General features: G+C 39.2%; 13 protein-coding genes and 3 pseudogenes. 13 read left to right on the top strand and 3 right to left on the bottom strand.

Going from position 1 to position 12,185, the window contains the following annotated elements; genetic code table 11:
* The first annotated feature begins 84 nt into the window (after positions 1 to 84).
* Complete coding sequence (locus tag NYZ99_RS04405; protein ID WP_260573832.1) at positions 85 to 1,158, top strand: OmpA family protein; 1,074 nt, start codon at positions 85 to 87, stop codon at positions 1,156 to 1,158.
* Here the strand turns inward: NYZ99_RS04405 and NYZ99_RS04410 are convergent.
* Complete coding sequence (locus NYZ99_RS04410) at positions 1,155 to 1,943, bottom strand: NIPSNAP family protein (RefSeq protein WP_260573841.1); 789 nt, start codon at positions 1,941 to 1,943, stop codon at positions 1,155 to 1,157. The two genes, NYZ99_RS04405 and NYZ99_RS04410, sit on opposite strands and share 4 nt — an antisense overlap.
* 242 nt (positions 1,944 to 2,185) lie before the next feature.
* Between NYZ99_RS04410 and NYZ99_RS04415 the strand changes: the two are divergent.
* Positions 2,186 to 3,012 (top strand): annotated as a pseudogene (locus NYZ99_RS04415) (DUF6807 family protein).
* 71 nt (positions 3,013 to 3,083) lie between these two features.
* Positions 3,084 to 3,839: an NYN domain-containing protein gene (locus tag NYZ99_RS04420; protein ID WP_260573843.1), complete on the top strand. Its 756-nt coding sequence runs from the start codon at positions 3,084 to 3,086 to the stop codon at positions 3,837 to 3,839.
* A 136-nt stretch (positions 3,840 to 3,975) separates the two neighbouring features.
* Here NYZ99_RS04420 and NYZ99_RS04425 read toward each other — a convergent pair whose 3' ends face one another.
* Positions 3,976 to 4,434 (bottom strand): DUF2911 domain-containing protein, encoded by a 459-nt coding sequence (locus tag NYZ99_RS04425; RefSeq protein WP_260573844.1) that lies wholly within the window; start codon positions 4,432 to 4,434, stop codon positions 3,976 to 3,978.
* Positions 4,435 to 4,759: 325 nt separating this feature from the next.
* Between NYZ99_RS04425 and NYZ99_RS04430 the strand changes: the two genes are divergently transcribed.
* The 8 genes and pseudogenes from NYZ99_RS04430 (at position 4,760) to NYZ99_RS04465 (ending at position 9,756) form a co-directional block, all read left to right on the top strand.
* Positions 4,760 to 4,951: a hypothetical protein gene (locus NYZ99_RS04430; RefSeq protein ID WP_260573846.1), complete on the top strand. Its 192-nt coding sequence runs from the start codon at positions 4,760 to 4,762 to the stop codon at positions 4,949 to 4,951.
* Between the two features lie 20 nt (positions 4,952 to 4,971).
* A complete protein-coding gene (locus NYZ99_RS22775; RefSeq protein ID WP_420845182.1) occupies positions 4,972 to 5,106 on the top strand; it encodes a hypothetical protein in 135 nt (44 codons plus the stop codon).
* Positions 5,057 to 5,689 (top strand): asparagine synthase-related protein, encoded by a 633-nt coding sequence (locus NYZ99_RS04440; protein ID WP_420845183.1) that lies wholly within the window; start codon positions 5,057 to 5,059, stop codon positions 5,687 to 5,689. The genes NYZ99_RS22775 and NYZ99_RS04440 overlap by 50 nt, the downstream gene beginning before the upstream one ends.
* The gene (locus NYZ99_RS04445; protein ID WP_260573853.1) at positions 5,646 to 6,425 is read left to right on the top strand and encodes an asparagine synthase-related protein; all 780 of its coding nucleotides are present in this window, start codon (positions 5,646 to 5,648) and stop codon (positions 6,423 to 6,425) included. The genes NYZ99_RS04440 and NYZ99_RS04445 overlap by 44 nt, the downstream gene beginning before the upstream one ends.
* 301 nt (positions 6,426 to 6,726) lie before the next feature.
* A pseudogene (gene gyrB, locus NYZ99_RS04450) lies at positions 6,727 to 8,669 on the top strand (DNA topoisomerase (ATP-hydrolyzing) subunit B).
* A gap of 71 nt (positions 8,670 to 8,740) precedes the next feature.
* Positions 8,741 to 9,214 carry a DUF6588 family protein gene (locus tag NYZ99_RS04455; RefSeq protein WP_260573855.1) on the top strand — a complete coding sequence of 158 codons (474 nt, stop codon included), beginning with the start codon at positions 8,741 to 8,743 and terminating at the stop codon, positions 9,212 to 9,214.
* Positions 9,105 to 9,542, top strand: a complete 438-nt coding sequence (locus tag NYZ99_RS21345) for a DUF6588 family protein (RefSeq protein WP_338039312.1) — start codon at positions 9,105 to 9,107, stop codon at positions 9,540 to 9,542. Before NYZ99_RS04455 ends, NYZ99_RS21345 begins: the two co-directional genes overlap by 110 nt.
* On the top strand, positions 9,514 to 9,756 hold the full coding sequence (locus NYZ99_RS04465; protein ID WP_260573865.1) for a DUF6588 family protein: 243 nt from the start codon (positions 9,514 to 9,516) through the stop codon (positions 9,754 to 9,756). Before NYZ99_RS21345 ends, NYZ99_RS04465 begins: the two co-directional genes overlap by 29 nt.
* Before the next feature lie 254 nt (positions 9,757 to 10,010).
* Here the strand turns inward: NYZ99_RS04465 and NYZ99_RS04470 are convergent, their stop codons facing one another.
* Positions 10,011 to 10,247, bottom strand: a complete 237-nt coding sequence (locus NYZ99_RS04470) for a hypothetical protein (protein WP_260573873.1) — start codon at positions 10,245 to 10,247, stop codon at positions 10,011 to 10,013.
* A 291-nt stretch (positions 10,248 to 10,538) separates the two neighbouring features.
* On the opposite strand from NYZ99_RS04470, the pseudogene mdh reads away from it, so the two are divergent.
* Positions 10,539 to 11,464: pseudogene (gene mdh / locus NYZ99_RS04475) on the top strand (malate dehydrogenase).
* Positions 11,465 to 11,603: 139 nt separating this feature from the next.
* A complete protein-coding gene (locus NYZ99_RS04480; RefSeq protein ID WP_260573875.1) occupies positions 11,604 to 12,185 on the top strand; it encodes a hypothetical protein in 582 nt (193 codons plus the stop codon).

Consider the following 12,185-nt stretch of genomic DNA (forward strand, 5'->3'; position numbering starts at 1 on the left):
ACTAAAAAGCACCTTATTTTCTAACTTAGGGGAGTGAGGTGTTTTTTGAAAAGTTATCTAGAGTATTTGTTTCCAATTTGCTTTTTGGTATTTGGAACCCACCTATTGGTTGGGCAAAATCTCATTAAAAACTCAAGTTTTGAACTTTTCGAGAATTGTCCTATAAAATTGGGAAATCTCAAGGATGATTTAATTGACTGGGACACACCTACTCTTGGTTCTACGGATTATTTTAATGCATGTAGTCAAGCCATGGGGACGCCCAAAAATTTCAACGGGGAACAGCCTGCAGAATTTGGTGTGGGTTATGTGGGACTCTATCTATATGCTCCTGATGATTATAGGGAATATATTCAGGCCCAGCTCATCTCTACACTCCAAAAGGATAAAAAGTATAAACTTTCCTTTTACGTAAGTTTGGCAGAAAAGTCGGATTTCGCCGTGAAGGAATTCGGAATTCTTTTTACGGAAACCCCAATTCAAATAGAGACCAGAAAAGTGCTCTCTAAAATGCATTTGTCAAAAGTACAGGGCGATGTTTCCAATCATTTTGAAATTCGATATTCCGATTTTTACTCAGATGATGTCGCTTGGGTCAAGGTAGAAAAGGAATTTGTGGCGAACGGTACGGAGCAGTATCTCATTATTGGAAATTTTAAGGATAACAAAAGGACAAATATTTCCGAGACCAAACGCCGAGCTACCCAAGGCTCGTATTACTATCTTGACATGGTATCTTTGGTTTCTCAAGAAGGTGAAAAGAATATGCAAGTCACAAAAACAAAATTATCGGAAAAGGATTTTTCCTTAAATACGGTAAATACATTTAAAAGCTTGCTTTTTGAATTTGACAGATTTGAAATATCTCAAAATTCGAAATCGGAATTGATGGAGATTGTTTCCTATTTAAACTCAAATTCCGCCGTATCGATTTCAATCACTGGCCATACGGACAATGTTGGTGAAATATCCTATAATCTTGAACTTTCAAAAAAAAGAGCGGCTGCCGTGGCCAAATTTCTTTTGGAACAAGGTGTTGAAGCTAATAGGATTGCCCATGACGGTTATGGCAGTTCCGGACCATTGAAAACAAATAAAACAATCGATGGCCGACATGAAAATAGACGGGTAGAGTTTATTTTGACCAATAACGATTAGTAATCTGAATATTCGGTTGGGTAGAGAAGCCAAATATCGGCCTTGTTCACATTGTTCTTGTATTTCTCTTCACTTATGAGCTCCTGCCACTTTTCAGAAGCTCCAAATGCTTTCCAAAGGGCATCCCTTTTTTCCATGTTTTCATAGGTGGTCATATACATAAGATTGGGCATTCTGTCTCCCGACAATACTTCGCCATAAAAAACGGCATTAGCATTTAGACTCTCGAATAACTCAACCTCTTCGCCTTCATTGAACATGGAAACCTTATTTACGTAAAATGCTTCTGTTGGGGACTCATAACTTCTTAATTCATATACCCTATCCTCCCTTGCAGATGATAAAGGACTTGGTTTCATTTTTGGCATTTTGGTGAATGAACGCATTAATGTGGAACTTATTCGCTCGTATGGAGGGTTGTTGTGTTTTGCGGTAATATATTCTTCTCCAGCGGATAAATGGGATTTATCCACGGCCAAGGAAGCTTCCATTTTTTCAAATTTGTCCAAAGAAGAAAACGGAATAAGTACAAAAATTTTGTCGGCCATAACAAACTTTCCAGGCTGAATTTTAAAAACCCCGATGTTGTTTATTCCCATTCTCTTAAGCGCCGGTAAGAAGGCATTCTTTAAGTAGTTGTCCACGATTTTTTCTTGTGCTTCGTTTTTTATAGTATACGTTTTAAGTTCGTAAAACTCCCTTTTGGATTCTTGGGCCATGCCTTTTCCAATGGTAATAAACAATAGTATAATAGAAATTGCTAGAGATGAGATTTTATTTTTCATGAGTATGGTCTCGGTTCGTTAATTTATTGGGGTAAGGTACTAATTCTATAATTTCTATTTAGTTCCCATGCTGGTTGAGGTAAAATTTTTATAATTTCAGAATTATAATGTCAAACATGTCCAATAACAAAAGGTTCCTTTTCACAGTTTTTATAATATTCCATGTCAGTATTTTTTCCCAAAAAGTAACGCTGAGTATTACCGATAATTCTGCAGTATTTATGGAAGGTAGGGATAGTGTTATGCGATATCAGATAGAGCCAAAGTCATGGGACGGGAAGTATAAGAGAGCGAATTACATACATCCGCTTTTTTCTTTGGACGGTATTCCCATTACAGAGGATTTCCCGTTAGATCATTTGCATCATAGGGGAATTTTTTGGGCTTGGCATCAATTGTATATCAATGGTAGAAGAATAGGTGATGGTTGGGAAATTAAGGATTTTGAATGGAATGTAATAGGTGCAAGGGAAGAACAGGAAAGAAATGGAGAAGTAACCTTAAAATCTCAAGTTCTCTGGGAATCGGTTTTGAATGTCGACAAAAATGGCACCCGTATTCCGCTTGTGAATGAAACCAATTGGATAACGGTCTATCCCGAATGGCAAATTTTAGGGTGGTGGACATTAAGATTCAGCTTCAAGGTTTATTTGAAGGCATGACAATAGGGGGTTCTGAGGATGAAAAGGGATATGGTGGATTTTCGGCTAGGTTACAATTATCTGATATTGTGGTGTTTAAGGATTCCAAAGGAAATGTTGCTCCGGAAAATACTCCGATTCCTGGTAATGATTGGATAAACATCATAAGTAAAACGGGTGAAAGGAATAAACCATATGGTTTGGCAATAATTCCATCAAGTGACAATCCTGGTTATCCAAATACTTGGATTCTTCGTTCAAAGGCGAGTATGCAAAATGCAGTTTATCCTTTTCCGGGTGCTGTACCCGCTACTTTGTCAAATAAAACTCCACTAGTACTAAAATATCGTTTGGTCGTTCATGATGGTCTTATAGACAAGGCCGCCTTAGTGGAACTACAACAAAATTACTTCAACAAATCTGACTAGTATTCAAGTTAAAATTGAACCAATTCTCATTTAGGAAATAAAACCCTGTAACTTTACTGAAAACTATTCGGATGGATTTAAACTTGGCCGTACTTATTGATGGTGACAATATACCTGCAGGGTACGTAAAGGAAATGATGGAGGAAATCGCCAAATATGGCAACCCGACAATTAAAAGGATTTATGGGGATTGGACCAATCCTAGATTAGGGAAGTGGAAAAATGTCCTCTTGGAAAACGCCATTACACCGGTACAACAGTATGGTTATACACAGGGAAAGAATGCCACGGATTCTGCAATGATCATAGATGCCATGGATATTTTGTATTACGGGAAAGTGAGCGGTTTCTGCTTGGTAAGCAGTGATAGCGATTTTACAAGATTGGCTACAAGGCTTCGGGAAGCCGGGATGCAGGTTTTTGGAATTGGTGAACGAAAAACGCCCAACCCTTTTATTGTGGCCTGTGATAGGTTTATCTATTTGGAAATTTTACAAAGCCAATCTGAGGATACTGCTTCGGTCAAAAACAATTCAAAAACGGAAAAGAGCGGTATCGATAAAATCACTCCCAAGGATTTGAGGTTTATAGCAACTACCATAGATGATGTTGCGGACGATGATGGCTGGGCTTTTTTAGGGGACGTGGGGAGTTTGTTGCAAAAAAAGCAGCCAAATTTTGATTCTAGGAATTATGGTTTTCAAAAGTTGACCCCATTGATAAACTCCATTCCACATTTTGAAATTGAGCGTCGTGAAGATTCCAAGGGAAGAAACAAATTAATATATGTTCGAATCAAGGAAAAGAAGCATAAAAATTCCAAATAAAGGAGTGTAAAATCCTATTGTATAGGTCAAAAGATATTTCTTATTCCGTTCTATTGGCGATTCATCTTCATTTAAAGGTAAACAAATAAAAAACCCCGGTTATTCCGGGGTTCATATATTTAAAGATAAATGTAGTTTAAAAAGTAATGGGGACAGCTACTCTTGTTTTGTCCCACCCCATAATCATATGGGCCCCATCCTCAACTTCTTTAAAAGCTATTGAAAACTCTTCCAAGCTAGAAGAATCAGATCCATTGGGTACGGTTACTCTTGCTACATCGGCACTTTCATCATAAAAATACGACCCCCATTGGTTCAAGTTTTTATTTAGAATAACGGTCCATTCCTCTTCTCCAGGTATAGTGAACAAAGAATAGCTGCCGGCTTTAATATCTTTTCCGCCAAAATTTACGTCCTTGTAAAAGGTTACCTCAGTGGCTTCATTAGCACCAGTTCTCCGGACTTCTCCAGTGGGAGCCAGTTCTGCCAAAGAGCGATTCTTAAGTTGGGGCCTGCCATAGATAATTCTGACCATTTTTTCAGAAACTTTATAGTCCGTTGGAAAAGAGGCCATGTCCATTGGACTTTTGTCCAATCCAGGAGAATTTTTGGGCTTTTACTTCATTGCAGAAAGCAACTGCAATGAACAGCAAGGAGATTGAAAGTAATTTCTTCATAATTAAGTTAAATTTTTAGTATTTCAAAGCTAAGTACTTCATTGAGCTTATTCTTATAAAAAGTCGTTAAATTTTAACATACTTACAGAATGGTTCTTATATTTTCATTTTAAAATGATATGATTTATATTTTATATAAATAGATGTTTTATAGTATAAATATGTAATCATATAATACGAATGTGTTTTATATTATAAACTATAAACTCATTTTTGTATCGAAATTATTATAAAAATAATAGTATGTGTGGAATTGTTTGTGCATTTGATGTTAAGGAAAGTACGGATGTACTAAGACCTCAATTGCTTGAAATGTCTAAAAAAGTTAGGCATAGAGGCCCGGACTGGAGTGGTATTTATGCGGATGAGAAGGCCATTTTGGCCCACGAGCGTTTGGCAATTGTGGATCCAGCTTCGGAAAACAACCTCTTTTAAGTGAAGATGGAAAGTTGATATTGGCCGCAAACGGCGAAATTTATAACCACAGGGAATTGCGTAAGCAATTCGAGGGCAAATATAATTTTAAGACCGAATCAGATTGTGAGGTCATTCGCGCCCTTTATCAAGAGAAAGCGACCTCATTTCATTGATGAAATGAACGGAATTTTTGGTTTTGCCATCTATGATTCTGAAAAGGATGAATATTTTGTGGCACGTGACCACATGGGGATAATACCTTTATACATGGGGTGGGACCAGAATGGAACCTTTTATGTGGCCTCTGAACTCAAGGCATTGGAAGGTACATGTACCAAGATTGAATTATTTCCTCCGGGCCATTATTTGCATAGTGCTGATGGTGAGTTGAAAAGATGGTACAAACGAGATTGGATGGAGTATGAGGCCGTTAAGGAAAATCAAACCAGCATTCAAGCTATTAAAGAAGCATTGGAAGCAGCCGTACATCGTCAGTTGATGTCCGATGTACCCTATGGAGTATTGCTATCTCGGGGATTGGATTCCTCGGTTACATCGGCCATTGCGAAAAAGTATGCTCAAAAGAGAATAGAGTCGGGTGACACCGTTGACGCTTGGTGGCCACAGCTACATTCGTTTTCCGTAGGTCCGGAAGGCTCTCCGGATTTAGCTGCAGCTCAAAAGGTAGCGGACCATATCGGAACCGTGCATCATGAAATCAAGTTTACGATTCAGGAAGGTCTCGGATGCCATTAGGGATGTAATATATAACCTGGAAACCTATGATATAACTACGATTCGCGCCTCTACGCCTATGTATCTAATGGCACGTGTCATCAAGTCCATGGGAATAAAGATGGTTCTTTACGGGGAAGGAGCCGATGAGCTTTTCGGTGGATATTTATATTTCCACAAGGCGCCAAGTCCAAAGGATTTTCATGAAGAGACTGTTCGTAAGTTGGAAAAACTTCATATGTACGATTGTCTTAGGGCAAATAAATCTTTGGCCGCTTGGGGAATCGAGGGCCGGGTACCATTTTTGGACAAGGAGTTTATGGACGTGGCCATGCGAATCAATCCAAAAGATAAAATGATCAACGGGGAGCGCATGGAAAAATGGGTGGTTCGTAAAGCTTTTGAGGACATGCTGCCTGAAAGTGTGGCTTGGAGGCAAAAAGAACAATTTTCAGATGGTGTAGGTTATAGTTGGATCGATACCCTAAAGGAATTAGTGGCGACGGAGGTAACCGACGATCAATTGGCAAATGCTAGATTTAGGTTCCCTATTCAAACACCTACCACCAAAGAAGAATTTTATTATAGATCCATATTTGAGGAGCATTTTCCTTCGGATGCCGCTGCATTGTGCGTACCCCAGGAACCTTCTGTTGCGTGTAGTACCAAGATAGCGTTGGAATGGGACGAGGCGTTTAAAAACATGAACGACCCTTCGGGCGTGCTGTGGCCAAAGTACATGCGGATGCTTATGTGAAGTAAGTATATGGCAAGGTAATTCTGTTTACCTGTTTCAGAAGAACAGGGCAGTTTTTATTTTTTAATTAGTCCTTGAGAGGTGCCACATGTTGGCACCTCTTTTGTTATACACATACCAATTGCCAAACCCAATTAAGTCAATAGTACAACTAAGGTGGACGTCATTTGTTAAGTCGGTAATTTTCCACAATTTTTGTTGATAACTTGATTGTGCCCAATATGGAGAAAGAGCTTATTTCATGGGGTATTCCGTATATTTGTAAGATTGCAATTTTTGAAGTAAAAACAACTTTTAACTTATGAGCGAAGAAGCAAATAAAAAGCAATATTCAGCGGATAGTATACAGGCGTTAGAGGGAATGGAGCACGTAAGGATGCGTCCATCCATGTACATTGGTGACGTAGGTGTCCGAGGATTGCATCACTTGGTTTATGAGGTGGTGGACAACTCCATAGATGAGGCCATGGGTGGTTATTGCGATACTATCAGTGTGACCATAAACGAGGATAATTCCATCACAACCAAGGATAATGGTAGGGGTATACCGGTTGATTTACATAAAAAGGAAGGTGTATCCGCCCTTGAGGTTGTAATGACCAAAATAGGTGCAGGTGGTAAGTTTGATAAGGATTCCTATAAAGTTTCCGGTGGTTTGCACGGTGTGGGTGTTTCTTGTGTCAATGCGCTGTCCAATCATTTGAAGGCAACAGTCCATAGGGATGGAAAAATATGGGAGCAGGAATATGAAAGGGGAAAGGCCCTTTACCCTGTTAAAAGTGTTGGTGAAACTGACTACAGAGGTACTATAGTGACCTTTAAACCGGATGATACCATTTTCACTCAGACCATCGAATATAGCTATGAAACGCTTTCCAATAGAATGCGTGAACTTTCTTTCCTTAACAAAGGCGTGACCATTACCATTACGGATAGAAGGCGCAAGGATGACAAAGGAGAGTTTGTTTCTGAAACGTTTTTCTCCAATGAGGGTCTTAAGGAATTTGTTAAATTTTTGGACGGTAACCGGGAGCCCCTGATACAGAATGTGATTTCCATGGAAGGGGAAAAAAATGATATTCCCGTGGAAGTTGCCATGATTTACAATACTAGTTATACAGAGAATCTTCATTCTTATGTGAATAATATAAATACACATGAAGGAGGTACGCACTTATCTCGGTTTTAGGAGAGGTTTGACCACTACATTGAAGAAGTATGCGGATTCGTCGGGAATGCTGGACAAGCTAAAGTTTGAGATTCAAGGGGATGATTTTAGGGAAGGCCTAACGGCAATCGTTTCCGTTAAAGTGGCAGAACCTCAGTTTGAGGGCCGAGACAAAAACAAAATTAGGGAACCGAGAAGTTTCCTCGGCCGTTAGTCAGGCTGTTTCTGAAATGTTGACGGACTATTTAGAAGAACATCCCGACGATGCCAAGGTAATCGTACAAAAAGTAATCCTAGCCGCTCAGGCCGGACATGCAGCAACCAAGGCTAGGGAGATGGTGCAGCGAAAGACCGTAATGAGCGTTGGCGGATTGCCAGGGAAGTTATCCGATTGTTCTGAGCAGGATCCTACACAATGTGAAGTGTTCCTCGTTGAGGGGGATTCCGCAGGTGGAACGGCCAAGCAAGGTCGTGATAGGAATTTCCAGGCCATTCTTCCATTGAGGGGTAAGATTCTGAATGTTGAAAAGGCTATGCAGCATAAGGTTTTTGAGAATGAGGAAATCAAAAATATTTATACGGCTCTTGGAGTAACCATTGGAACTGAAGAAGACAGCAAGGCTTTGAACTTGGAAAAACTTCGTTATCATAAAGTGGTTATCATGTGTGATGCGGATGTGGATGGTAGCCACATTGAAACCTTGATTCTTACCTTCTTCTTTAGGTATATGCGGGAGCTGATTGAAGGTGGTCACGTTTATATTGCGACGCCGCCATTGTATTTGGTAAAAAAAGGTCAAAAGAAGCAATATGCCTGGATCGATAAAGAACGTGATGAAATAGCCGCAAGTTATAGTGGAGGTGTTAGTATACAGCGATATAAAGGTCTTGGAGAGATGAATGCCGAGCAACTTTGGGATACTACTATGAATCCTGAGTTTAGGACCTTACGTCAAATTACTATTGAAAATGCCACGGAGACCGATAGAATCTTCTCTATGTTAATGGGTGATGAGGTTCCCCCAAGACGGGAATTCATTGAGAAAAATGCTGTTTATGCGAACATTGACACATAGAAAAGACCTATTACACAACAAAAACCTGCGCCAAAAACGCAGGTTTTTTAGTTTTAGGAAAAATTAAAAAAATGAAGAATTTACTTACATGTTTTTTGTTATGTAGTTTTAGTGCCGTTGTAGCACAGGATTTTAATGATATTTTCGCCGCCGGTGTGGAGGATGCGGAACAATTTACAACGGATTATCTAGAGCCCCTTTCAGAAAGTGCCATTTATAATTTTTCCACTGGATGGTATAATACGGCAGATGCCAAGCCTCTAGGGGGCTTCGAAATTTCAATCGTTGGAAATATTACAGGTTTTAAAAATAAATCTGACAAAAAGGTTTTTGTTCTAGATCCCAACGATTATCAAAATCTGGATTTTGTAAATAACCCAGGAGTCGCTAGGGAAGTTTCCACCGCCCTTGGTGATATAAGTGGTGTTGAGGTTTATGTGGAAGGCCAAGTTGCCGGTACCACCGTCCGACAAACCTTTGAACTACCATCTGGACTTTCCGGTGAAGGAGTTGACTTTGTACCCTCTCGGATATTTACAGGGTAGTGTCGGACTCATAAAGGGAACCGAAATAAAAGCACGTTTTTTACCTAAAATGGAATTTGAGGGGGCTTCTGTCGGTTTAATAGGTTTTGGATTGCAGCATGATTTCACAAAACTTCTACCAGCGGATAAGATTTTACCTGTGGCCATTTCCGCAGTCATCGGCTATACAAAGGTTAACGGTGATTATGACCTTGAAGACTTCAATTTGGTACAAGGTAACGACCAAAGAATCGAGGCAAATATCAGTACTTGGGCATTTAACGCTGTGGTTTCTACAAAGCTTCCAATAATCAATTTTTATGGAGGTCTCGGGTTATGTAACAGGTAAATCCGTTACGGATGTTTTGGGGATCTATGAGGTAAGTGCTGATCCTTTTGCTTCGGAATCCTATGAAGATCCTTTTTCCATCACTAAAAAGGTGAACGGAGTTACCGGAAATGTCGGCGCTAAGCTCAAGTTGGGTTTCTTTAGATTGAATGCAGATTATACTTTAGGGGAGTTCAATACATTGACATTTGGTGTTAATTTTGGGTTTAGATAATATTTAATTGCATTACGATATAAAAAGCCCGGCAACTTGCCGGGCTTTCTAATTTCATGAAGAGCCTGCCCAGATTGCTCCGAACAGGCTCTTTCCCATGGCCCTGTGAAAACTTTCTATTCCCTAATGGCTACGTATTCGCCATCTATCTTTTCCAAAATTGAGCCTTTGTCGGTTCTGCTAATTTTTAACCTGTCAATGGGCACATTTTCCGGACCTCTATACTCTATGGTATATATGTCCCCTTCCTTGGATCACTTAAAATCTGTTTGTAGGGTAATGTCATTTCCGTTGATTTCGTGATATCTACCTAAGTAAACATCATTGAAAATCCATTCTTTACGGAGGGTGCTTTTGGAAGAGTTACTGATGATTTCAGTTCCGGACTGAAACCAAATGCCAATAATAGGATCGTTGTTCTGCTCAATCCGAGAACAATTCGCAGAAAAGATAATGGCGCAAATGGCCATTAGCGAGAGGAACTTTTTCATTAGTAAGTAGGTTTTGTTTGGATTTGGGATCCATAGGTATTAACGGGGCTTCTTTTGTGTTATTACTAAAAATCGATGTACGGTAGCTTTTTTGTAATTTCTTCGTTGAAAAGTATCTTTTTTTAACGAAAGCTGTAGTTCGTCGATATTTTCTATGTCGAATGCATTGATGTTATTACCTGTTTCATTCCTGAAAAATTGTTAAGAATTGAGTATTTTTGGCAAGCAAAAAATGTAAAATAGAACCTTAGGTTTTATAATAAATAAATTAATTCATAAAAATATAATAACATGAAAGTTACAGTAGTTGGAGCTGGAGCGGTTGGAGCCAGTTGTGCGGAGTATATCGCTATTAAGGATTTTGCATCAGAAGTGGTCATCTTGGATATTAAAGAGGGGTATGCAGAAGGTAAGGCAATGGATTTAATGCAGACTGCATCCTTAAATGGCTTCGATACCAAAATCACGGGAAGCACAAATGATTATTCGAAAACAGCCAACAGCGATATTGCCGTAATTACTTCGGAATTCCTAGAAAACCAGGGATGACCCGTGAAGAATTGATAGGAATCAATGCCGGTATCGTAAAGACTGTTTCGAGCAATCTTATCCAGCATTCACCTAATGTAATTATTATAGTGGTAAGTAATCCAATGGACACGATGACCTATTTGGTACACAAAACGACCGACCTACCAAAGAACAGAATTATTGGAATGGGAGGAGCATTGGATAGTGCCCGTTTCAAGTATAGATTAGCAGAGGCTATGGACGCCCCAATTTCTGATGTTGACGGAATGGTCATTGGTGGTCATAGTGATACAGGAATGGTTCCTTTGACATCACATGCCACAAGAAACAGTATTAAAGTGTCGGAATTTTTATCCGATGATAGGTTACAACAAGTAGCTGAGGATACGAAGGTAGGTGGAGCTACTTTAACTAAATTGTTGGGTACCAGTGCATGGTACGCTCCTGGTGCAGCCGTTTCTGCTTTGGTACAGGCCATTGCCTGTGACCAAAAGAAAATGTTCCCATGCTCTACATTCTTGGAGGGTGAATATGGTCTAAATGACATCTGTATAGGAGTGCCAGTTATTTTAGGTAAGAATGGTATCGAGCAAATAGTGGATATTCCATTGAGCGATGCCGAGAAAGCCAAAATGAAGGAAAGTGCCGAGGGTGTTTCCAAAACCAATGGCTTGTTGGAGTTATAGTTTTTTAAGTCTTAAACAAATATGAAAACCTTTGGAGATTAAATCCAAAGGTTTTCTTTTTTAAGGAATGTGGTCTCCTAAGTATACGTATTCTCAATAATTTACTTTCAACAATAATCTTTCTTTTTATATTTGCGCCATGAATGCAAAATGGTGCGTTAGTACTTTAATTATTATCCTAGTCCTATTAGGGCTTAGCCAACCGCATAAAAAAGCCTCCAATCAGCAGATTTCACTAGAGTTTACAGATGTGGAAATAGCTTCGGAAAGTGCGCGTGAAGAGGCTTTATCCACCATTACCAAAAGGTTGTTGTTCCTTGGTGTTGAGGTGGTCGAGATAATTGATAATGACGGTAACCATCTAAATATCCGATATTATAGTGATATTGATGCGAAGGATGTAAAGGAATTTCTTTCTAATGACAATCCCTTGACATTTGAATATGATGATGAGGTTCCGTCTGATTTTCCAAAAGAAAAGTTTCCTGAAAATTATAGCTTAGTTGTAACTGATTTACATCAACAGGCCAATAATGGTTTGAATATTACAGGAAATCTGATTCCAACCCAAAAAGAGTATCAAATTGGATTTTCTAGTCCGGTAATATTACGTTATGATTATCCACTGGTTTTAAGACCAAATGATAATGAAAAAATTGCCCTTAGGATTTATAAAAATATTGCAATTGCAATAGACAATACTTCACAGAGCATCCCGTAA

This window comes from Maribacter litopenaei, from assembly GCF_025244665.1.
Taxonomy (GTDB): domain Bacteria; phylum Bacteroidota; class Bacteroidia; order Flavobacteriales; family Flavobacteriaceae; genus Maribacter; species Maribacter litopenaei.